Origin of the sequence: Chryseobacterium fluminis (genome assembly GCF_026314945.1) — a bacterium.
Lineage (GTDB): Bacteria > Bacteroidota > Bacteroidia > Flavobacteriales > Weeksellaceae > Chryseobacterium > Chryseobacterium fluminis.
In genome coordinates, this window is record NZ_CP111121.1 from 716,292 (window position 1) to 737,894 (window position 21,603).

At 38.4% G+C, this 21,603-nt stretch carries 19 protein-coding genes; 11 read left to right on the forward strand and 8 right to left on the reverse strand.

Annotated features, from left to right (window positions below; all coding sequences use genetic code 11):
* Positions 1-4 precede the first annotated feature (4 nt).
* From ODZ84_RS03345 to ODZ84_RS03365, 5 genes are read left to right on the forward strand one after another with little or no spacing between them, the layout of a single operon-like run.
* The gene (locus ODZ84_RS03345) at positions 5-607 is read left to right on the forward strand and encodes an HPP family protein (protein WP_266175595.1); all 603 of its coding nucleotides are present in this window, start codon (positions 5-7) and stop codon (positions 605-607) included.
* Entirely contained in the window at positions 604-948 is a 345-nt protein-coding gene (locus ODZ84_RS03350; RefSeq protein ID WP_266175596.1) for a hypothetical protein, read from the forward strand. The genes ODZ84_RS03345 and ODZ84_RS03350 overlap by 4 nt, the downstream gene beginning before the upstream one ends.
* Positions 949-972: 24 nt before the next feature.
* Positions 973-1,878 carry a TIGR01777 family oxidoreductase gene (locus tag ODZ84_RS03355; RefSeq protein WP_266175597.1) on the forward strand — a complete coding sequence of 302 codons (906 nt, stop codon included), beginning with the start codon at positions 973-975 and terminating at the stop codon, positions 1,876-1,878.
* A gap of 29 nt (positions 1,879-1,907) precedes the next feature.
* On the forward strand, positions 1,908-2,489 hold the full coding sequence (gene nudK / locus ODZ84_RS03360; RefSeq protein WP_266175598.1) for a GDP-mannose pyrophosphatase NudK: 582 nt from the start codon (positions 1,908-1,910) through the stop codon (positions 2,487-2,489).
* A 25-nt stretch (positions 2,490-2,514) separates the two neighbouring features.
* Positions 2,515-3,096, forward strand: a complete 582-nt coding sequence (locus tag ODZ84_RS03365) for a hypothetical protein (RefSeq protein WP_266175599.1) — start codon at positions 2,515-2,517, stop codon at positions 3,094-3,096.
* 254 nt (positions 3,097-3,350) lie between these two features.
* Here the strand turns inward: ODZ84_RS03365 and ODZ84_RS03370 are convergent, their stop codons facing one another.
* The gene (locus ODZ84_RS03370; protein WP_266175600.1) at positions 3,351-3,743 is read right to left on the reverse strand and encodes a helix-turn-helix transcriptional regulator; all 393 of its coding nucleotides are present in this window, start codon (positions 3,741-3,743) and stop codon (positions 3,351-3,353) included.
* A 285-nt stretch (positions 3,744-4,028) separates the two neighbouring features.
* Between ODZ84_RS03370 and ODZ84_RS03375 the strand changes: the two genes are divergently transcribed.
* Together ODZ84_RS03375 and ODZ84_RS03380 are read left to right on the forward strand one after the other, a co-directional pair.
* The gene (locus ODZ84_RS03375) at positions 4,029-4,295 is read left to right on the forward strand and encodes a hypothetical protein (protein WP_266175601.1); all 267 of its coding nucleotides are present in this window, start codon (positions 4,029-4,031) and stop codon (positions 4,293-4,295) included.
* Positions 4,296-4,334: 39 nt separating this feature from the next.
* On the forward strand, positions 4,335-5,126 hold the full coding sequence (locus tag ODZ84_RS03380) for a GLPGLI family protein (protein WP_266175602.1): 792 nt from the start codon (positions 4,335-4,337) through the stop codon (positions 5,124-5,126).
* A 237-nt stretch (positions 5,127-5,363) separates the two neighbouring features.
* Here ODZ84_RS03380 and ODZ84_RS03385 read toward each other — a convergent pair whose 3' ends face one another.
* Positions 5,364-5,756 carry a helix-turn-helix transcriptional regulator gene (locus tag ODZ84_RS03385; RefSeq protein WP_266175603.1) on the reverse strand — a complete coding sequence of 131 codons (393 nt, stop codon included), beginning with the start codon at positions 5,754-5,756 and terminating at the stop codon, positions 5,364-5,366.
* 477 nt (positions 5,757-6,233) lie between these two features.
* Here ODZ84_RS03385 and ODZ84_RS03390 point away from each other — a divergent pair, with 477 nt between their 5' ends.
* The 3 genes from ODZ84_RS03390 to ODZ84_RS03400 all read left to right on the forward strand — a co-directional run bounded on the left by ODZ84_RS03390 (position 6,234) and on the right by ODZ84_RS03400 (position 7,605).
* Positions 6,234-6,512 (forward strand): hypothetical protein, encoded by a 279-nt coding sequence (locus ODZ84_RS03390; RefSeq protein WP_266175604.1) that lies wholly within the window; start codon positions 6,234-6,236, stop codon positions 6,510-6,512.
* Positions 6,513-6,600: 88 nt separating this feature from the next.
* Positions 6,601-6,927, forward strand: a complete 327-nt coding sequence (locus ODZ84_RS03395) for a hypothetical protein (RefSeq protein WP_266175605.1) — start codon at positions 6,601-6,603, stop codon at positions 6,925-6,927.
* A gap of 231 nt (positions 6,928-7,158) precedes the next feature.
* Positions 7,159-7,605, forward strand: a complete 447-nt coding sequence (locus ODZ84_RS03400) for a KTSC domain-containing protein (protein ID WP_266175606.1) — start codon at positions 7,159-7,161, stop codon at positions 7,603-7,605.
* 329 nt (positions 7,606-7,934) lie between these two features.
* On the opposite strand, the gene ODZ84_RS03405 is transcribed toward ODZ84_RS03400, so the two are convergent.
* From ODZ84_RS03405 to ODZ84_RS03425, 5 genes are all read right to left on the reverse strand, one after another.
* Positions 7,935-8,912, reverse strand: a complete 978-nt coding sequence (locus ODZ84_RS03405; protein WP_266175607.1) for an IS110 family RNA-guided transposase — start codon at positions 8,910-8,912, stop codon at positions 7,935-7,937.
* Positions 8,913-9,552: 640 nt separating this feature from the next.
* Positions 9,553-12,741, reverse strand: a complete 3,189-nt coding sequence (locus tag ODZ84_RS03410; RefSeq protein ID WP_266175608.1) for an efflux RND transporter permease subunit — start codon at positions 12,739-12,741, stop codon at positions 9,553-9,555.
* A gap of 6 nt (positions 12,742-12,747) precedes the next feature.
* Complete coding sequence (locus ODZ84_RS03415) at positions 12,748-13,809, reverse strand: efflux RND transporter periplasmic adaptor subunit (protein ID WP_266175609.1); 1,062 nt, start codon at positions 13,807-13,809, stop codon at positions 12,748-12,750.
* A gap of 9 nt (positions 13,810-13,818) precedes the next feature.
* Positions 13,819-15,171, reverse strand: a complete 1,353-nt coding sequence (locus tag ODZ84_RS03420) for a TolC family protein (RefSeq protein WP_266175610.1) — start codon at positions 15,169-15,171, stop codon at positions 13,819-13,821.
* 95 nt (positions 15,172-15,266) lie between these two features.
* Entirely contained in the window at positions 15,267-15,860 is a 594-nt protein-coding gene (locus ODZ84_RS03425) for a TetR/AcrR family transcriptional regulator (RefSeq protein ID WP_266175611.1), read from the reverse strand.
* A gap of 182 nt (positions 15,861-16,042) precedes the next feature.
* Here ODZ84_RS03425 and ODZ84_RS03430 point away from each other — a divergent pair, with 182 nt between their 5' ends.
* Entirely contained in the window at positions 16,043-19,951 is a 3,909-nt protein-coding gene (locus ODZ84_RS03430; protein ID WP_266175612.1) for a DUF7948 domain-containing protein, read from the forward strand.
* Positions 19,952-20,122: 171 nt separating this feature from the next.
* Here ODZ84_RS03430 and ODZ84_RS03435 read toward each other — a convergent pair whose 3' ends face one another.
* A complete protein-coding gene (locus tag ODZ84_RS03435; RefSeq protein WP_266175613.1) occupies positions 20,123-21,583 on the reverse strand; it encodes a catalase in 1,461 nt (486 codons plus the stop codon).
* Positions 21,584-21,603 lie beyond the last annotated feature (20 nt).

Sequence of the window (21,603 nt, forward strand, 5' to 3'; positions counted from 1 at the left end):
AAAAATGAAGAAGACCATCAAAAGAACATTCAGGGTTTCAAAATACGTCATTTACAGGGAAACACTGGTAGATTATAAAGAACATTTCTGGTCATTTCTGGGAGCATTTTTCGGTATTGGAATTATTGCCTTTATGCAGTCCCATACTTTGGCAGCTACAGAAAATATCTTTTTAATCGGTTCTTTCGGAGCTTCGAGTGTTCTGATCTACGGCGCGATTCAGAGTCCGCTGGCCCAACCGCGAAATCTGGTGGGAGGACATGTTATCTCAGCAATTGTAGGGGTAACGGTCTACAAGATCGTCCCGGATATCATCTGGCTTTCTGCTCCGTTGGCAGTAGCGTTCTCTATCATACTGATGCAGTATACAAAAACGCTTCATCCACCGGGCGGAGCCACCGCCCTGATCGCGGTAAGCTCCACAGGAAAAATTCCTGAACTGGGATACTGGTACGTAATATCCCCGGTATTATCCGGATGCATCATCTTATTACTGGTTGCCTTATTTTTTAACAACCTTACCTCCAACAGAAGCTACCCTACCCACAGCAGGCTTAAGCGTCTGCTTCAGAAAAAACACAAACCCAAAATGAAAAATAAATTATGAATTGCTTAGAATGCGGCGAAAAAATCATCGGAAGATCCGACAAGAAGTTCTGCAACGATGCCTGTCGCAACACGTACAACAATCAGCAGAACAAGGACTCTAATAATCTGATGCGGAATGTCAACAATAAGCTTCGCAGGAATTACAGAATATTAAAGGAGACCAATATCGACGGAAAAACAAAAATTTCAAAATCCAAGCTTGATGGCTTAGGTTTTGATTTTGACTATTTCACCAATATTAAGGTTTATAAAAACGGTTCGGAATATAAATTTATTTACGATTACGGTTATAAACTTCTGGATGAAGACTTTGTGCTGATCGTAAGAAATCAGGCATAGATATACCAATTTAATTGTAAAAGTATGAAGGAAGTTGTTTTGATCACGGGTGCGGGCGGCATGATTGCCAAGGAACTGTCCAAAAAACTGAGTAAAGAATATGAAGTCCGGCTTCTGACCCGAAAAAAGAAACATCACAACGAATTTGAATGGGATATCGACCGGCAGACGATCGATGAATCTGCTTTTGAAAATGTTTCCCACATCATTCATCTTGCAGGCGCCAATATTTCCGAAAAGCGCTGGACAGACGAAAGAAAAAAGCAGTTGATTTCAAGCCGCGTAGAATCTGCAAAACTACTTCTGAATATCCTGCGGAAGAAAAACATCAGATTAAAATCCTTCATTTCCGCTTCCGGAATCAATTATTACGGCACCGTGACGTCCGAGAAAATTTTCACGGAGCAGGATCCTCCCGGAAATGATTTTTTAAGCGAAGTCGTTATCCTGTGGGAAAAGGCTGCTGATGATTTTAAAGAACAGAATATCGCAGAGCGGGTGGTAAAAATGAGAACAGCCGTTGTTCTTTCGGAAAAAGACGGCGCTTTAAAAAAAATGGTTCCCACGATCAAAAATTACATAGGCTCTCCTTTGGGAACAGGCAAACAGTATATGCCATGGATTCATATAAAAGATATCTGCTCGATGTACGAGTTTGCACTGAGAAACAAAGAAGTACAGGGAAGCTATAATGCCACTTCGCCGCAGCATACTACCAACGAAAATCTAACAAAAAAAATAGCAGAAGTTTTAAAAAAGCCTTTGTTGATGCCCAATGTTCCTGGTTTTGTATTAAAACTTATCTTTGGGGACCTGGCAGATGCTGTATTGGAAGGCTCCAGGGCATCTTCGGAAAAAATACAGCAGAAAGGCTTCCGTTTTGAATTCCCCGATCTGAAAAAGGCGCTGGAAGATTTGCTCAACCAATAATTAAAAAACTGATTAATACATACAATATAATGCAGGATATAAAAGTAAACATTGAAAAAACTGAAATTTTATCTGATAACTGGTATACTTTAAAAAAAGTAACGTTCAATATCTCAAAAAAAGACGGAACCGGGGAAACCCAAAGCAGAGAGGCCTATGACCGGGGAAACGGAGCCGTTATTTTATTATACAACACAGCTTCAGGTAAAATTATCCTGACCAGACAATTCAGACTGCCTACTTTCATCAACGGAAATCCGGACGGAATGCTGATCGAAGCCTGCGCCGGGCTGCTGGATAATGACAATCCCGAAGAATGCATTAAAAGGGAAACCGAAGAGGAAACCGGCTACAAAATTTCGAAAGCAGAAAAGATCTTCGAAGCCTATATGTCGCCGGGCTCCGTGACAGAGATTCTTCATTTTTTTATAGCCCAATATGCTGCAGAAATGAAAATGACAGAGGGCGGCGGACTCGCCGATGAAGGTGAAAATATAGAAGTACTCGAATTTTCTTTTGAGGAAGCTTTAAAAATGATCGATAACGGCGAAATCAGAGATGCCAAAACCATTATGCTTATCCAATACCTTCGAATTAAAAATATTTTATAGAAACCCTTATTAAAATCCATACCTTATGAAACTGCTATTGTCCCTAAGCCTGTCCCTGCTATTGTCTGCCGGAGCTTTTGCCCAAAAAAAAGAAACGGCTGCTGCAAAAAACAAAGCCATTACCGAACAATATAAAAATGCCTATAAAAAGAAAAATTATAAGAAATTCGAAGGCAAAATATCCGTTAAAGATGGTCTGGCAGAGTTTGACGATAAAACTATTTTTTATGATAAAGCAAACCCAGCGGTAAAACTGATTCTGCAGGAGGGACTGATCTATCCGCAACTTCTCACGGACTATCAGATGGATAAGTTCATTGCTGAAACCACCGACAGGACACAGAAAAGATTTTTGAAACTTCAGAAAGATCCACGCGCATCTTTTGATGTTAATAATATGAGAATCAATGACATGAATTATCTGGATTTTCTGGAAACAGATCCGAAAGTAAGAGCATTTAACCTTATCTGTAAAGACACAAAACTGCCGGGTCCTATTCAGTATTTAATAGAACTCACAAATAAAGAAGCCAATAAAGATACTCCGGTGGAGGATTTTATAAAAAATGCCAGGCTGACTTTTGTCCTTCAGAGAAAGTTTAATTAAGAACTTAGCCGAAACAGCAATACCCAATCCTTAATTCGTTCATGTCAGCAATATTAAAAATCAGTCCGGGTAAACGGGAAATCATTCATGAGTTTTATCTTTTTAAATAGATTTTTAAATGACAAGTAATTTATCTGTTACTGTTAAACCTTAAAGGTTTGTTACTTCAAAATCCCGCTCCTATTGATATTGCTTGTCAATAAAACAAAAAACACATCAGGATCTGATGTGCTTTGTATCTGGTAGGTCAGTATTTATGTACCCTGATTCTTCTCTTTCTCCTCAAGATGGCTGATTTTTTCTTTTAGCAGAGTGATATATTCCTGCAAGTTCTTGATCATTTCAATACTCATTTCATTATTGAAAGTGTTCGTATTTTGACCTCCTGCACTAGCACCGGAGCCAGGACTGTCATTAAATGTCGAATTATTGTTATTAATAACAGTTAAAGCTCCTTCTTCTTCGTAGATTTCCTCTAAAGGAACATTCAGAAAATCGGCTATTTTTGCCCATTCTTCATGGATGATTTTCACATCTCCGCTTTCCTTCCTACAGTAGTTGGAAACATCCGTTGCCAGCACATCCGCAATCTGCTGCTGTGTGTAGCCTTTTCTCTTTCGTACCGATCGTAATTTTTCTTTTTGCATATTTGATTTTTTACAAATATAAAAAATTAGAACAGCAAATTGTGTTTTTTGGCTGTTTTTTGGTTGGATAAAGTCTGCTCCCATTGATATTGCTTGTCGTTAATACAAGAACATCTCAAGGCCTGATGTCTTTTATATCAAATATTATCAAAAAATTCTTAACACTTTACCGACTTCATTAGATAGTAGGATAAAAAATGAAAATTATGTAAATTAAATTCATATTTGTATGATAATTTACACTAATTATTCAATAACTTTATCACACCAAAAAACTAAAAATTTATGAAAAAACTCATTTTATTAGCATCCTTTGGAGTTGCTGGATTAGTAAGTGCTAAAAACACAGTAGAAATCAAGCCGCAGACTGGTGAAAAAACAGAAGTTTCTAAAATGCAATGTCAGTCTATCGGCATTCTAGTTACCTGTACTAATGAAATCCTTACCGACACTATTTGTTGGGGTGAGGGCTCCGGGACTGATACATATGCCCAGGCTCATGCAGATCACATTCACAATGCTCAATTGCTAAATGAATTTTTGTGTCCTTAATAGTTCTCACTCTTATTTGTGTTTTAAATCTATTACCTGATGAAATGTTATCTTCTGTTTTTCTTAGTCTCAATACAGTTCTTTTCAGCGCAGTCACAAACCTTGCAATCAGAATATGAAGTCATTTATAAAGTGAAAATCCATCCTGATACTCTGAACCGGACAAATGTATTACAGGAATATTCTTCATTACTTATAAAAGACAATACATCTTTGTTTAAAAGTACTCAGAAAGCAAAAAGCGATTCAATAGCCTTAGCACTAGGCAAGAAACAGTGGGAAAATCCTATTGATGGGAAAATCGTTGTGGACCTTCGTAATGTACCCAAGGTTAATTTCAAAGATGAAGTTTATCTTGATAAAGGAAAACAAACCATTTTCAAAGAATTACTTAAAACAAAGTTCTCTTTCCCGTTGGAGGATCAGCTGGGTTGGAAAATAGAAGATGAGACAAAAACAATAGAAAACTATATTTGCAAAAAAGCAACAACAAAGTACAAAAACAGAACGTATGTTGCATGGTTTTCAAGTGCTGTACCTATTCCGGATGGCCCCTATATCTTTAAAAATTTACCCGGTTTAATATTGGAAGTTTATGATACGAATGATTTTTTAAGATTTACGTTAGTAAGCTTGAAAAAAGTTGAAAAGCCCATACTTATTATGAAAGATGTCTTTTCCACGGATTATAAGACTTATAAAAAGGCCCGAAAAAACTTTTTAGACGATCCTGCCGGTGCAGTTTCCAATCAAACCGGAATGGCTCTTTCACCACAAAATATGGCGCGAATTAATGAAAATGCAAGACGATATAACAATTATTTTGATTAATATCTTTTGCACTATAGTTATGATCTTTTAAAAGCAGTCCTAGGGATGCTTTTTTACTAAACACTCATCACAGATTATAAATCACGATCTGACTGCTTATATTTTATGTTTTGGCTAAAGCCAATTACCTTGTTTCCGGGAAAGCGGGCTAAAGCCCGCTCCTATTGATATTACCTGTCAATAAAACAAAAAACACATCGGGTCTGACGTGTTTTTTATTTTATGAATTTAGATTTATTATTTCTCCGGATTATTTCCTTTCTCCTCAAGATGGCTGATTTTTTCTTTTAGCAGAGTAATATATTCCTGCAAGTTCTTGATCATTTCAATACTCATTTCATTATTGAAAGTGTTCGTATTTTGACCTCCTGCACTAGCACCGGAGCCAGGACTGTCATTAAATGTCGAATTATTGTTATTAATAACAGTTAAAGCTCCTTCTTCTTCGTAGATTTCCTCTAAAGGAACATTCAGGAAATCGGCTATTTTTGCCCATTCTTCATGGATGATTTTCACATCTCCGCTTTCTTTTCTGCAGTAGTTGGAAACATCCGTTGCCAGCACATCCGCAATCTGCTGCTGTGTGTAGCCTTTTCTCTTTCGTACTGATCGTAATTTTTCTTTTTGCATATTTGATTTTTTACAAATATAAAAAATTAGAACAGCAAAATTGTGTTTTTTGGCTGTTTTTTGGTTGGATAATGTTTGTTTTTGTTAGCCAGGTATTTTATACTTATTGCCCTTTTTTAAGGGTATTTGAAATGGTTTTTAAAAATTGCTTACCTTCCCTGTAACAAGTATAAAGATTCAGCTTCTATCATTTATACTTTGTCTACGAATCTTTTTGAATGGTTGATGAGTTTGAAAAGATTGAATATCAGTGTTTCGAATTGGTTTGTGGTATTGTTACTGAAAATCTGATATTTTCTTTTTAGGAATATATAATATTACATACTTTCGTAATTAAAAATTTAACTATAGTAGTAATGAATGAACAGAGATTAAATAAGCTATTTAAAATTGCTTGAGGGTAAAACAAATTTTTATGTTAGAGATTATTACCAAGAATTTAATCTCAATTCAGACAATCTTAAAGAACTAAAATTAATGGAAAACACTATCAATTTTGGAAAAAGATATGAATATTTTCTTCCTACAGGAAAGGGATATTTTGATATAACAAAATTTGGTTTAGAAGCTATAAAGGCTGGTGGGCATTCATCGTATCAAAAGAAAATTTTATGGGAATCAAAAAAATGGAATTTAATTACTGTAATCCTTTCTATACTAGCTTTACTTATTAGTGGAATTCAACTTTTTAAAGATTCAGATTCATCTGAAATTGAATCTTTAAAAAAGAATTATCACATACCCACAATGAATTAAGGAGTTTGAAAGTTGTGCAAAAAGAAGAACAATCTAATGTTAAGGCTTTTGAAAGGAGAATAAAAATTTTAGAAAAAAATAAATAATAATGACGACCAAAGAATTTGTAAAAAACTTTTACCAAGAAAAACAAAACATCCTCTATTCAACTTTTAATTACCAACCACAATATAGAACTCTTGTTTCAACAAAAATCGAAGAATTAAATCTGAGTGAAATTCAAACTGAGAAATTAAAAGAAGTGATTTCTGATCTTTTGACAGATACTTTCTATACTATCTTACTTGCTTTAGATGGTTCTGCAAGCATTGGAAATTCGCAGGAAAGTTTTAAAATATTTGATGAGAATGATAATTTAATTTCCGAAGGCGGAGATTTAGAAGGATATGCTTATGAATATTTTCATGATAATTAATTTGTAAGATATAAGCCTGCCTTAGACTTATATCTTACACCTAATTACGTTGCATAAGAAAGAGGCTTGATTAAGCATCACCTGACAAATTAAGAATTATAAGTTAAATAAATTGTAAATATCCTTTTCAAATATGAAGCGAATCATAAATCTGTATAAATTAATAATGAATAACATACACTTTATCAATTAATTTGCTTAATTTTGCACCCCGAAATAGGGATAGAACATATGAAAAAATTAGGCGAATACAGAAAGCTTCTTGAGGTTGATAAAAATGTTACACTGAAAGAACTGAAAACCATTTACAGGAATACGATGAAAGATACGCATCCTGATAAATTCATCAATGATGAAGCGGGAAAGCTGGAAGCAGAAGAAAAAAGTAAGACTGTGATTGAAGCCTACCATTTTTTGGTAAGTATCAATCCGGAAACCCAGGAAAAATATAAGGAAGAATATACAGAGACGGTAACCAAATCTAATATTCAGGATTTTTATTTAGAAAAATCGGTGTTGACGGTTCAGCATCTGAACGGAAATATGTACGAATATATCGGAGTACCAAGAAATACCTATATTAAAATGGTAAATTCTGATTCTCCAAGCCGTTTTGCGAGAAGACATATCTATGGAAGTTTTGTCTATAGGAAGTCCGGCGAAGTAATGGCTGATTAATTTTCATATACAAGATATACTAAAGCTTTCGGAGGATTCCGTAAGCTTTTTTTATTTTACCATTAGCCTCGGTATAACATGCCATTACTTTCAATCACAAGGTTTACCGTTCCCGTCACTTCAAGTAACGCAGCAAAGCGGAGTATATCGAGAAGTTTTGTACATGATCCTCTATTAGCTATTTGTCTGATGTAGCACTTCTCGATACGGTTTTTTTCAAAAACCTACTCGAAGTGACGGTCTTATCTCATTAAATATTTAGGCACATTTATAATTTTCTAATTGAAATAAGTTCCATAGTAAAATAATCACTTCCGTCACTTCGATTTCTATGACGTGAGCAACTTATTTTTATAAACAGAATTATTTTTTATAAGAGCATAAACTCTGTGTATGATTTTATTTCTAATTGCATTTAACACAGACATCTTATTCTTTCCCTCCAAAACTTTTCTTTGAAAGTATGAAGCTAGATCATTTTTCAATCTTATAGAACTTAAAGCAGCTAAATGTAAAATCTTTTTTAACTCCTTGTCAGCCATTGTAGAGACTCGAGGTTTGTAATAGATTGATGAACCGGAGCGATGATCAAACGGAACTACTCCTGAATAACAAGCCATCTTTCTTGCCGATTGAATCTCTGTAAATCCATTAGTTTTGACAATTAACATACTAGCCAATACTTTTCCAACACCTGGGACAGTCTGTATTCTTTTATATTGATCCTTCAATTCTACATTCGATTCAATAATCTCTACAATCTTTTTCTCAACTGTTTTAATCTGTTTATCTAAAAGTAAAATGAGTTGCTTATTAAGTTTTATAATTTCCTTATCTGTATGATTTTTAAGAAAACTTAAATCTTTCATCTGTCTTAATAAACCTGCTTTTATTTTTACTCTGTGCCTGCGTTCGGCATTCAATAAACTTATTTTTTGAATATCTGACGATTTAGGAGTCCAAGGGTCTAAATCCATATGGTTTTTCTCTAAAAAAATACAAATCCTCTGACTGTCGAGTTTATCATTCTTACCCCTTAGAAGACCAATGCTTTTCTTTAAATGAAGTGGATTTATAACAAAAACCAGCAGATTCATACTGCTTAAAATTTCGTAAAGTTCAAAATTATATCTTCCTGTATTCTCCATTCCTACAACGGTATTTGCATCGTTGGGAAAGCTCTTAAAAAACTTTTTGATAGCTTTCGAACAATTCTCAATTTGGTAATGTTGTGTTGTAGAGTAACTATTAACGAAAACATCCAGAGTTAATTTACTGATGTCAATTCCAATAAAAATTTTTTCCATAAATTTGTTTTTGATAATTGAAAGAGAAACTTATCATTATCTAACTCCTTAATAATGGGCTACAATCCCGAATTTCTATCTGAGTTTTTTGATAAGAAAGTGTTTAAGTCTTAATCGAAGTATGAGTTTTACTCGGAGTATTTGATAGTTTACTTAAACACTTTTCTCTTGTTAATAAATATATTATTTTTATTTCTACAAATCTAAAGGAGTAACGCAGCGCAGCGGAGTGTATCGAGAAGTTTTGTATATGATCCTGTATTAGCTATTTGTCTGATGTAGCACTTCTCGATACGTTTTTTTTCAAAATCTACTCGAAGTGACGGTCTTATCTCATTAAATATTTAGGCACATTTATAATTTTCTAATTGAAATAAGTTCCATAGTAAAATAATCACTTCCGTCACTTCAAGTAACGCAGCGAAGCGGAGTGTATCGAGAAGTTTTGTACATGATCCTCTATTAGCTATTTGTCTGATGTAGCACTTCTCGATACGGTTTTTTTCAAAAACCTACTCGAAGTGACGTTGGTGGTTTATCGTAGCTCATGGATGAATGAACGTAATAGTAAAATATAACAAAGAGACAAAAAAAGCGCATCATTTCTGATACGCTCTACAGTTAATTAAAGGTTATGATATTAGTCTATGTGTTTTGGGGTATACCCGTCTTCACTTAGTTCTTTGTGCTCGTAATCAGCTTTCATTTCAGCTTCATAATCCGGTTTTTCGTGTTTACCCATTCTTCTTAAAATAGAATCGAATAGTGAGTATACTACCGGTACAATGATCAGCGTCAGGAATAATGATGAGGTCAGACCCCCGATAATTACCCAAGCCAATCCGTTGTTCATCTCTGCTCCTGCTCCTTTTGCAATTGCGATCGGAATCATACCGAAGATCATCGCAATGGTGGTCATCAGGATCGGACGCAGACGGGCATGGTTCGCCTGAATCAAAGCATCGTGGGTATTGGCCCCTGCTGCTTTTCTCATATTGGCGAAATCGACAATCATAATCGCATTTTTCGCAACCAAACCAATCAACATGATCATCCCCAACATTGTAAAGATATTCAGTGAATTTCCGGTGATGGCGAGGATCACCATAACCCCGATCAATGCCAGAGGGATGGAGAATAATACCACAAACGGATAGACAAATGAATCATACAACGAAACCATTACCAGATAAACCAGTACAATTGCAGCAAGTAATGCAATACCCAGGGTTCCGAAACCTTCGGTCTGGTTTTCCATATCACCGCTCCAGATGTAGCTTACACCGGCAGGTTTTGTTTTCTCGTTATCCATAAACTGTGCTGCCCATTCGTTGGCCACATCCCCTACAGGACGACCTACTACTTTGGATTTCACCTTTACAGAAGGCGACTTGTCTCTACGCTCCAATAAACTTGGCCCTGAACCCATTTTTACGTCTGCAAACTGGCTTAATCTGATCTGCTGTCCCTGAGGATTTGTAAACATCAGGTTTCTTACATCGTCGATAGACTGTCTGTTGGCATCACCAAAACGGATATTGATATCATATTCGTATTCTCCGGCTCTGAATTTCCCGTCGGTATTTCCACTGAATGCAGTCTGCATCGTTTGTCCTACTCCTGAAAGATTTAAACCTAAAGAAGCCATTTTATCTCTGTCGATATTCACCTGCACTTCCGGATTACCAGAGTCGGTAGATAATTCTGCATCTACAGATCCAGGCACTTTTTTAAGCAATGCAAGAATCCTGTTGGCTTCCTTGTTTGCCGTCTCGTTATCCTGAGCCGTTACCACCATTTCAATAGGGGCATTATCTGCTCCCATTAATCCGATCGGGGCGGTTTTAAATTCTACACCGGTGAATTTCTCTTCCAGCGCTCTCTTTATTTTGGCAGACTTAATATCTGTACTTTCGTTACGCTCGGATTTATCTACTAAAATTACCTGGATCTCAGATTGGTACAAGGTAGCCTGCGCTCCCCCGAAACCTGATGACTGCTGACCTACGGTCGTAATCATATCTACTACGTCTTTATCATTTCTAAGGTATTTCTCTACCTCCAGGGTCAGCTGATTGGTTTTTTCTACAGAAGCGTCTTTTGGTAACTCCATCTGAACAAGGAACTGTCCACGGTCCATCTTAGGGAAGAATTCTCCTCCAATAAATCCGAATGCTACCAACATGAATGAAGACACCAATATAATGAAGGTTACGATTACGGTCATCACTCTTCTCAGTGTTGTTTTCAGTGCCCATTCTAAAATTCCTGTAATCCAGTGGGTAAATTTTTCCAACTGCTTCTCAAACCAAAGGATAAATCTCTCAAAAGGATTTTTACCCGAAAGGTGTACCAGTTTACCATATCTTGACGACAACCACGGAATGATGGTAAATGAGGCTAATAAGGAGAATAATGTTGCAATCACTACGGTAACACAGAACTGTGCCAGGATATCCGATACCAATCCTGAACTCATCGCGATCGGCAAGAATACCACCACAATTACCAATGTAATCGCCGTTACGGTAAACCCGATCTCCGAAGCTCCATCATAGGCTGCCCGGATTCTGCTTTTCCCCATCTCCATGTGACGGTATACGTTCTCCAGTACTACGATCGCATCATCTACAAGGATACCTACTACCAATGACAGTCCTAATAAACTCATCAGGTTTAACGTATATCCCATCAGATACATCCCGATTACCGTAGCAATTAACGACATCGGAATAGAAACCATTACAATAAATGCGTTTCTGATATTGTGAAGGAATAATAACATTACAACGGCTACCAGAATGATCGCTAAGAATAAATCGAAGATCACGTGATCCGCGGCTTCCAGGGTGAAATCTGTAGTATCATCTACAATATTGATCTTAATACCCTGATTTTTATAATTGTTCTGAACATCAGCAATGGTTTTCTGAACTAATTCCGAAACCGAAACCGCATTCGCATCAGATTGTTTTTTAACCTGAAGTAAAATTGTTGAATTCTGGTTGTATCTCGCAACCTTCTCTACATCTTTCTGAGTATCGAAAACTGTCGCAATATCTGATAAACGTACCTGTGCCCCGCTTTTATTGGAAACCACAAGATTATTCATTTCAGCAATATCACGGTACTTCCCTGACAGTCTGATCGTAGATCTTGAGGTTCTGGTCTTCAGAGCACCCGTCGGGAAATCTAAGTTGGAAGAAAGAATAGCCTGCTGTACATCAGCAATGGCAAGACCATATCCCTGCATTTTCTTTTCGTCTAAACTTACCTGGATTTCTCTCTCCTGTCCACCGACAAGATCCACCTGGGCTACCCCGTTGACACGGGAGAAAATAGGTTCTATCTTTTTATCTAAAAGGTCATAAAGATCTTTATTATTCAGTTTATCACTCGAGATACTCAGCGTCATGATCGGTAGATCATCCAGTGAGAATTTTTGCAGTGATGGCGGATCTGCATCGTCCGGAAGGTCTGCCAGGATAGCATTTACCTTTCTCTGGGCATCATTCAGTGCATAGTTTACATCGGCACCGGTGTTCAGCTGAACCATGATGACCGATAAACTTTCGTATGATGAAGATTCTACTTTTTTTACATTTTCCAGGGAACCAACGGCGTCTTCAATCTTACGGGTAACCGAAGTTTCCACCTCAGCAGGGGAAGCTCCCGGATATACCGTAGAAATGGTCACCATATTCGTCTCAAACTTCGGAATCAATTCGTACCCCATCATGGAGTAACTTAATAAACCTCCCAGCGTAAGTATCGTAAACAGTACGATAACGAGGGACGGTCTTTTAATGGATATTTCTGCTAACTTCATCTGCTCTTACTTTACGATATTGATTTTTGAACCGTTATCAAGGTTGATCTGTCCGCTGGTAATGACCTGTTCCCCGCCATTGAGTCCGCTTAAGATCTGAACTTTATCGCCATACACTTTTCCGGTCTGCACTTTTATTAATTTGGCCGTTCCGTTGGTAACGATGAATAGCTGTCCTGAGCTCACTCCATTAACGAAAGCTTCTGCAGGCACGGTAAGCATATTCTGGGTTTCGGCACCGTTATTGGTTTTGAAAGTAGCCGTTGCATACATTCCCGCTTTCAGGTTTCCTCTGTTCTGAACTTCAATTTCAACAGGGAAGTTTAAAGAAGCATCACTTTTAGGAGCAATGAAGGTAATTCTTCCGCTGAACGCATCATCCGGCAAAACATTGACCTTAATGGCCACGTCCTGACCCAACGCGATTCTTCCGATCTGGCTTTCATCCACCAAAACAGAAAGTTTCAGAGAATTGATATTCACGATTTCGAAAAGTGCTGTTCCAGGAGCTACTACCATTCCCGGCTCTACCATTTTTTTATTAATCGTACCGCTGATTCCGGCACGGATGCTTGTATCATTTACTTTTACACCCTGCGCTCTTACGGCAGCCTGAGCATTTTTCAGCTGTAGTCTTGAGTTGTCGACCTGCTGTTTTGTAACCCCTCCAGTCTTAAAGGCATTTTCATAACGCTGGTTATCGATAATGGCGTTCTGTAAGTTATTCTGAGCCTGGGAAATATCTACCTCGATGGCATCTTTCTTAATGGTTGCCAATACCTGGCCGGCACCTACCCTGGATCCTTCTTTCACCAAAACATTGACGATACGTCCTGAGATTTCGGCCGACTGGTTCATCTCCTGCTTCGGGATAAAAGTTCCATTTGCCGTATAATCGGTGTCTATATTTTCTCTTGCTACCGTTACAACATTTACGTTGATCTTATCTACCTGCTTGGCCACTTCTCTTACCTCGGTGTCCTGCTTCTTTTTGTTATCAGCGATTTTATATGCTGCCAGACCGACAAGTACCGCTGCCACGATGATATATATTAAAGTTTTTTTCATTATAGTTTATTATGGGTTTTGTAATGTGTTTAACTCTCCTTTTGCTTTTATTAACTTGATCTCAGCCTGTTTGTAATCCAACAGTGCATTGGCATAATTCTGTTTTGCGTCTGTTAAAGCATTTTCGGCATCCAGAACTTCGGTAAGGGTTGCTAAGCCGTACTGATAATTGGCCTGGGTATTTTTCTGAACTCTTTCAGCCAGTCCCACATTATCTTTCATGCTTTCGATATTGATTAATGCGTTTTCGATATTGGTAACCGCATTTTTATAATCTAAACTTAAGCTCAGCTGGGTGTTTTCGATATCCACATCCAGATCCTGAATATCCACTTCAGCCTGATTGATTTTTGCTCTGGTAGCACCGCCGGTGAAAATCGGGATATTGATATTCAGTCCCAATGCAGAGTAATCGCTCCACAGCACGCCCTTGCTTGTCCCGCTTATCAAAGGGAAATTTCGGCCTTGTCCTCCCCAGGAATAGTTGGCAACCAGACCTACGGTAGGATACAGATAAGCTTCCGTCGCTTTTTTATTGAATACCAGAAGTTCTCTGTTTTTATTTAAAACCTTAATTTCCGTACGGTCATTAAGATTAATGGTACTTGCAATAAGCTCAGGTCTCGGCTCTATGGTTTTTTCTTCCAGTTCGATATCGGTAGAAATCGGAATTCCCATATAGAATTTCAGGGAATTTTTTGAGAGCTCTACAGCATTGATCAATGTCTGTCTGTTTGACCCGATATTGGTAAGCTGTACATTTGTTCTGTCCAAATCAATGGCTTTTGCCAATCCGTTATCCACCAAACTCTTGATTACATTTCTTGTTCTTTCCGTGTTGGCATAACTTGCCTCTACCGTTTTGAGGTTTTCTTCCTGAACAAAAACCTGATAATAAGCGGTCGCTACATTTTCAATGATTTGTTCATTGGTCAGCTGCGCATTCAGTACATAGAATTCTCTTGTTGACTTTGCGGCTTTAAGGCCTGTGAAAACTCTCTGATCAAAAATTGCCTGCTGCACCTGTACGGAAGCCGTGGAAATCCATGGCTGCCCCAGCTGAGCTCTGATTCTTTCTCCTCCGAATTCCAGCAAAGATTCCTGGATGAGAGGATTATAAGTTAATCCTGCCGTTGCACTGATCTGTGGTAAAGCTCCGGCTCTTGCTTCATCAATTTTATATTCGGCTTTTTTAATCTGTAAAGCAGCTTTCTTTGCCTCTGCCTTGTTCTGAAGCGCCTGTTTGATAGCTTCCTGTAGAGAAACCTGCTGTTGCGCAGACACTGATGAAAAACCGAAAATCATAAATGCAGCAGCTATACCCAATTTTAGCTTTTTTGCAGTTATACGTTTTCCTTTCATAATTTTATACTTCGTTTATTTTTTTGTAAATTTTTATCTTCGATGATTTTTATTTCTAAAGGACGGATCATTTCTTAAAATACTTTAACATTTTATTAGTTTTTGAAAAGTATATTCAGAATGATGTTCTTCCTTGCAGCTATAATCTGATCGAATTTCTTTTCACTGATCATCAGATTTTCCATCAGTAACGGTCTTATTGCACTTGGAAATACCAGTAACGAAACCATATTCAGGACAAACTGAATGGGTTCCATCCTTTCAATATTTCCCAGTTCCATTTCTTTTTTGATGTCTTTATACAGTTTTTTAAGCTCCTCCTCTTCAATGTCTCTTTTATGGCAGTTTCCCTTATTGATCTGGGAGACGATATACGTTTCCAGGTAAGGGTACTGAAGGCTTGTCGATAAGCTGTGCTCTATAAACTGGCTCATTTTTTCCTTAAAAGGAAGATCTGAGTTCTGAATCACTTTGGATTTTTCCTGTTCCACTTTCTGAGCCTCATCAAAAATGATCTGGATCAGATTATCTCTTGAACGGAAGTAATAATTAATCAGCGTTCTGTTCACTCCTGCTTCATCAGCAATTTCCTGTGTGGTTGCATCAAACTTTCCTTTGACGAAGAATAAATTCTTCGCGGTCTCTTTGATGAGTTCCTGTGTTTGGTCTTTTTTTGCCTGTTTTGACATTTTTGTTAAACAAATTTGTGCAAATTTAAATCTTTTTTCATTTTTGACAAAATTGTTAAACAAAATAATTAAACAAATTTGTATGATTTGCATCATATTTTGAGTTTGCTATTTAATATTAAGAAGCGTTAATCCTTCATAAACAAAGTGTTTTTATATCTTTGCCGGAAAATCAAAAACCGATGCAAAAAACTTTATTTCTTTCCACACTGATGTATTGTGCTTTATTTTTTTCTCAAACCAGGCCCTTACAAAACAATGATTATTTTTTCTACGAAAACAAAGGACAGATCATTGACCAGGACGGAAAAGAAAACACGGATGTAAAATATTTATATCATTCTGCGGGACTGAACGTGCAGTTGCGATCCAACGGATTTTCTTATGATGTGTATGAAACTAAAAAAACATCAAATCCCAACTTCTCAAAAAACGATAAGAATAAAATTTCTGATGGAAAAAGCTATTTCTGGGACGAATTTATTTACCAGAAATTAGTTCACAGAATCGATATTGAGCTTATCGGTTCAAATAAAAATGCTGAAATAACCGCACAGGGAAAATCAGCTGATTATGAGAACTACTTCAATATTCCTGGTAAACCTAAAGGTATAACGCACGTGCACCGTTTTCAAAAGGTCGTGTACAGGAATATCTATCAGAACATCGACCTATTATTTTTTAAACCTGTCGATTCCTTAAAGCCTGTTGAATATAATTTCATTATTAATCCGGGTGGAAAAATCTCCGATATTAAGATGAAATTCAGTGGTGCCGCCACTGCTATAAAAAATGGTAAAATCGCTATGAGTATCCGCTTTGGAGAAATGCATGAAAATATTCCAAGCAGCTGGATCTCAGGAAACGAAATCGAAAACATTGATGTTGCCTTTAAAGATCTGGGTAACCAGACCTTTGGATTTGATGCTCCGGTCGACCATTCAGACAAAACAATCGTAATAGATCCGGTTCCGACAAGAATCTGGGGCAGCTACGCCGGAGGTTACGGAGAAGAAGGGGGAAGAATCCGGACGGATATAGATAATAAAGGATATCTTTTGGGAGGCACAACCAGTTTCACGCACATCGCGACTTCCGGAGCGTATCAGCAAAGTTTAAGCGCTTATAGTGATTGTTTTTTAATGAAATTAACTAAAGATGGACAAAGACTTTGGGGAACGTATTATGGCTTTGACCGTAATGACGCTTTTATGGACGTTGCTTTTGATGAAAATAATAATATTTATGCCGCAGGTTTTAGAGAACGTTATCAGTCAAACAGAGATGTAGTCCTGGTAAAATTTGATACTAATGGAAACCTGCTCTTCCAAAAGGATTTTATCGGAAGTCATCATGATAATATCGGAGGTATTTCCTACCATCAGAATCACGTCTATATCGGAGGAGAAACGATGAGTGCTAATTTTCCTGTCCTTAATCCTACACAACCTTCCAAGGCAAGCCCCTCAGGATATATGGATGCATTTCTGGCTTCAGTGGATCCTTCAGGAAATACCGAATGGTCTACTTTCTTTGGTGCTTCAGATCATGCAACATCAATTTTTAAAATATTTTCTTCTGTTGACCATTTGGAAGTTATCGGAGCCACTCAATCTCAGAACATACAAATGATCAATCCATTTCAGGCAACCAATTCGGGAGTGACGGACGGATTGTATTTAAAATTCTCCAAAACAGGCACTCTTTTGCGATCGAGCTACTACGGCAGAAGCGGACAGGATCTTATCAGAGAGGCCAGAATAATAAACAATACACTGATACTGGCCGGGGAATTTTTTGACCTGAATATTCCTGCTAAAAATGCAGGCGTCTGGAAAGTAAATTTAAGTACAAATGTAATAGATAAGACCTATTTTCCCTTTAGTTACACAATGGGACTGGATGCTCATATTGATACGCACGGAAATATTTTTTACAGCGGTTTATCGGATGTAGGGCAAACGGATATTGCCACGCCTAATGCGTACATGACCTCCACAGGTCCCTACATCAAAACATTTATGATCAAATATGATGCTAATAACGTAAAAGAATGGGGAACTTTTTATGGTGGAAACGGAGGAACACAATTAGGTGAAATTACGAAGGATAATGAAGATTATATCTATTTCACAGGGATGTCCAGCAATAATACAACGGGTATAGCAACCCCCGGAACATTCCAGCAACAAGGTTCGCATCCGTCTAACGACCTGTTTGTTGCTAAATTCAGGGATTGTACAGCCAATTCTACAGTTACGTCTAATTCTCCGGTCTGTATTAATTCAACACTACAGCTCAATGCAACCGGTGGAGCTGTTTACAACTGGACCGGGCCCAACGGCTTTACCTCAACTCAGCAAAACCCGACAATTCCCAATGCTTCAGCAGCCCTTTCGGGAACCTATACCTGTCAGATCTCGGGATTGGGAGACTGTGACGGAAGTTTCACCGTGAATGTATTTGTCGGTGACAATATTGCTCCGGTTCCGAATGTGGCCAACCTCGCAGATATTACCGGCGACTGTCACACCGTAGTTTCCAGCTTTCCGACGGCAACCGATAATTGCTCGGGAACTGTAACTGCTACTACAACCGATCCTCTTTCTTATACAGCCCCGGGAACATATACAATCCACTGGACATATCAGGACGGAAACGGAAATACAGCCATACAAAACCAAAATGTAGTGGTTACCTCTCCTGCTCTGCCGTTCACTGTGAATCAGACACAGATTTTCTGCGCAACAAATCAGCCCAGAATATCAGATATTCAGATAACGGGTCAGAATATACTGTGGTATGATGCTGCCAATACTGTTCTGCCGGTAACGACTTCTCTGATAAACGGACAGACCTATTATGCCAGCCAGACCATCAATGGCTGTGAAAGTAATAAAACAGCTGTTCAGGTAACTGTAAATACCACACCCAAGCCTGCAGCGAATTCCACACAGGAGTTCTGCGCATCTGCTAATCCTGCCCTGGCGAATCTGGCAGTTACGGGAGCTGCACTGCAGTTTTATAACGGAGCCGGAAATACTTTACCGTTAACAACTCTGCTTGTTCATGGACAGACGTATTTTGTAAGCCAGACTTTAAATAACTGCGAATCTGAAAAAACAGCGATTTCTGTCACCCTGTCTACCAATAATGTTCCTGCCAACGATTATGCAGAGGCTTTCTGTAATGCAACAACATCGAATTCAATGACTGTTAATCTTCATCATTATGAAGGCAATATCATCGCCAACCCGAACAATTATATTTTTACTTTTACTGATAATGCGGGAAATACGATATCCAATCCATCTGCCTATACGCTGACTATCGGCACCACACTCGTTTTTGTAAAAGTAGCGACTCCGGACGGATGCTTTAAGAAGATACGGTTAAATATAACGTTAAATCCTAAACCGGTTATTAATCTGCCCGAAACTATTGAATTCTGTAACGGTAAAACAGTAACTTTAGATGCCGGCAGCGGTTTCACATCCTACTTATGGAGTACCGGAGCCACTACTCAAACCATCATCGTTTCAACACCGGGGACCTATTCTGTAAGAGTAACCAACAATTTCGGTTGTGATGCTACGGATCATATTCAGGTAAATTATTCTGTACTGGGTGAAATTACGGCTGTTAACATCAATAACAGCTCAGCAGTAATCAGCATGTCTGTATCCGGGAATTATGAATATTCTCTGGATCATCTTGTATGGCAGGATTCTAATGTATTCAGTAATCTGCCTATGGGAGAGTACATCGTTTATGTAAGGACGAAATCAGGATCTATTATCGGAGAAAAAAGATTTTCTATTTTTAATATTCCCAATGCCATTACTCCGAACGGCGACGGAAAAAATGATCTGTGGAAAATCGCAGGTATTGAAAACTATCCGGGAACGGAAATCCACATTTATGACCGCAGGGGTCTTTTGGTGTTTAAAGAAAAAACCATCAAAAAACCTTTTGAATGGAACGGAAAACTTAATGGCAGTCCTGTTCTTACAGGAAGCTATTGGTACACCATTAAAGTTTCGGACGGCAGGATCTATACGGGATGGCTTCTGGTAAAAAACAGAGACTAAAAAAACGGGCAGAAATTTTAAATTTCTGCCCGTTTATCTATAATGAATGTGTTTTTACGGTTGCGTCGTTCGTTCTGGTAAACCTCCAGGTATGAACAGGTAACAATTCTATCCGTTGTGTTGTGAATACCACTGTAAGAATTTTACTTTGTATTGTTTGAGTGTTATGCTTTATAAGTTTAAACCGGATATGTCAATTCCCAGAGCTTTTGCCACTCCTCTTCCATAATCTGCATCCGCTCTGTAGCAGTTCTGAATATGTCTTTCCTGAATGAAGCGCTCTGCACCGCCCACCTCATTGGCTGTGTTGCTGAACAGCACTTCTTTCTGTTCCGGTGTCATCAGTCTGAAGAGGTTGCCAGGCTGGGTATAATAGTCGTTGTCATCTTCCCGGAAATCATAATGATAAGCATCTCCCGTCAGTTCCAACGGAGGTTCGGTAAACTCTTTGCTTTCTTCCCACTGCCCATAGCTGTTAGGGAAATAATGAATCGTAGAACCTTCATTACCGTCTACCCGCATGGCACCATCCCTGTGAAAATTATGGAAAGGACACTTCGGACTGTTGACAGGGATCTGATGATGATTGACACCCACCCGATAACGGTGGGCATCACCGTATGAAAATAATCTTCCCTGGAGCATTCTGTCGGGAGAATAGCTGATTCCCGGCACCACACTGGCAGGGTTAAATGCAGCCTGTTCTACATCGGCAAAGTAATTCTGGGAATTTCTGTTGAGTTCCAAAACTCCTACATCGATCAGCGGATAATCTCCATGAGGCCATACTTTTGTAAGGTCAAACGGATTAAAAGGGCAGGCATTTGCCTGTTCTTCGGTCATGATCTGAATCTTCATTTTCCATTTTGGGAACTCCCCTCTCTGGATCGCATCAAAGAGGTCACGCTGATGGCTCTCCCTGTCTTTTGCTATAATGGCTCCCGCCTCTTCATTGGTCAGGTTTTGAATGCCCTGTTCGGTTTTAAAATGAAACTTTACCCACAACCTTTTGTTCTGGTGATCGATAAGACTGAACGTGTGGCTCCCGAAACCATCCATATGGCGATAGGATTTCGGTATTCCTCTGTCACTCATGGTGATTGTCACCTGATGCAGGGCTTCGGGCAACAGAGTCCAGAAATCCCAGTTATGATTGGCACTTCTGAGGTTGGTTTGCGGATCGCGTTTCACGGCTTTATTCAGATCTGTAAAACGATAAGGGTCTCTGATGAAGAAAACAGGGGTATTGTTTCCCACCAGGTCCCAATTTCCTTCTTCTGTATAAAACCTTACTGCAAACCCGCGGATGTCTCTTTCTGCATCTGCAGCTCCCCTTTCTCCTGCTACTGTAGAAAAACGGACAAATACTTCCGTTTCTTTTCCTATTTCAGAAAATAATTTTGCACGGGTATATTTTGTAATATCATGAGTTACCGTAAATTTCCCGAAGGCTCCCGACCCCTTGGCATGCATCCTTCTCTCCGGAATGACCTCTCTGGCAAAATGGGACAATTTTTCAAGGAACCAATGATCTTCCAGGAGCATAGGACCGCGCCTTCCTGCGGTCTTAACATTTTGATTTTCGGATATCGGTCTGCCTGAAACAGACGACAGTTTTTTCTTTTCTTCCATTGATATATCTCTTTTGTTTT

Excerpts from the sequence above, each read along its gene's own strand:
- ODZ84_RS03345 (WP_266175595.1), top strand. The coding sequence starts at position 5 with ATGAAGAAGACCATCAAAAGAACATTCAGGGTTTCAAAATACGTCATT.
- ODZ84_RS03350 (WP_266175596.1), top strand. The coding sequence starts at position 604 with ATGAATTGCTTAGAATGCGGCGAAAAAATCATCGGAAGATCCGACAAG.
- ODZ84_RS03355 (WP_266175597.1), top strand. The coding sequence starts at position 973 with ATGAAGGAAGTTGTTTTGATCACGGGTGCGGGCGGCATGATTGCCAAG.
- nudK (WP_266175598.1), top strand. The coding sequence starts at position 1,908 with ATGCAGGATATAAAAGTAAACATTGAAAAAACTGAAATTTTATCTGAT.
- ODZ84_RS03365 (WP_266175599.1), top strand. The coding sequence starts at position 2,515 with ATGAAACTGCTATTGTCCCTAAGCCTGTCCCTGCTATTGTCTGCCGGA.
- ODZ84_RS03370 (WP_266175600.1), bottom strand. The coding sequence starts at position 3,743 with ATGCAAAAAGAAAAATTACGATCGGTACGAAAGAGAAAAGGCTACACA.
- ODZ84_RS03375 (WP_266175601.1), top strand. The coding sequence starts at position 4,029 with ATGAAAAAACTCATTTTATTAGCATCCTTTGGAGTTGCTGGATTAGTA.
- ODZ84_RS03380 (WP_266175602.1), top strand. The coding sequence starts at position 4,335 with ATGAAATGTTATCTTCTGTTTTTCTTAGTCTCAATACAGTTCTTTTCA.
- ODZ84_RS03385 (WP_266175603.1), bottom strand. The coding sequence starts at position 5,756 with ATGCAAAAAGAAAAATTACGATCAGTACGAAAGAGAAAAGGCTACACA.
- ODZ84_RS03390 (WP_266175604.1), top strand. The coding sequence starts at position 6,234 with ATGGAAAACACTATCAATTTTGGAAAAAGATATGAATATTTTCTTCCT.
- ODZ84_RS03395 (WP_266175605.1), top strand. The coding sequence starts at position 6,601 with ATGACGACCAAAGAATTTGTAAAAAACTTTTACCAAGAAAAACAAAAC.
- ODZ84_RS03400 (WP_266175606.1), top strand. The coding sequence starts at position 7,159 with ATGAAAAAATTAGGCGAATACAGAAAGCTTCTTGAGGTTGATAAAAAT.
- ODZ84_RS03405 (WP_266175607.1), bottom strand. The coding sequence starts at position 8,912 with ATGGAAAAAATTTTTATTGGAATTGACATCAGTAAATTAACTCTGGAT.
- ODZ84_RS03410 (WP_266175608.1), bottom strand. The coding sequence starts at position 12,741 with ATGAAGTTAGCAGAAATATCCATTAAAAGACCGTCCCTCGTTATCGTA.
- ODZ84_RS03415 (WP_266175609.1), bottom strand. The coding sequence starts at position 13,809 with ATGAAAAAAACTTTAATATATATCATCGTGGCAGCGGTACTTGTCGGT.
- ODZ84_RS03420 (WP_266175610.1), bottom strand. The coding sequence starts at position 15,171 with ATGAAAGGAAAACGTATAACTGCAAAAAAGCTAAAATTGGGTATAGCT.
- ODZ84_RS03425 (WP_266175611.1), bottom strand. The coding sequence starts at position 15,860 with ATGTCAAAACAGGCAAAAAAAGACCAAACACAGGAACTCATCAAAGAG.
- ODZ84_RS03430 (WP_266175612.1), top strand. The coding sequence starts at position 16,043 with ATGCAAAAAACTTTATTTCTTTCCACACTGATGTATTGTGCTTTATTT.
- ODZ84_RS03435 (WP_266175613.1), bottom strand. The coding sequence starts at position 21,583 with ATGGAAGAAAAGAAAAAACTGTCGTCTGTTTCAGGCAGACCGATATCC.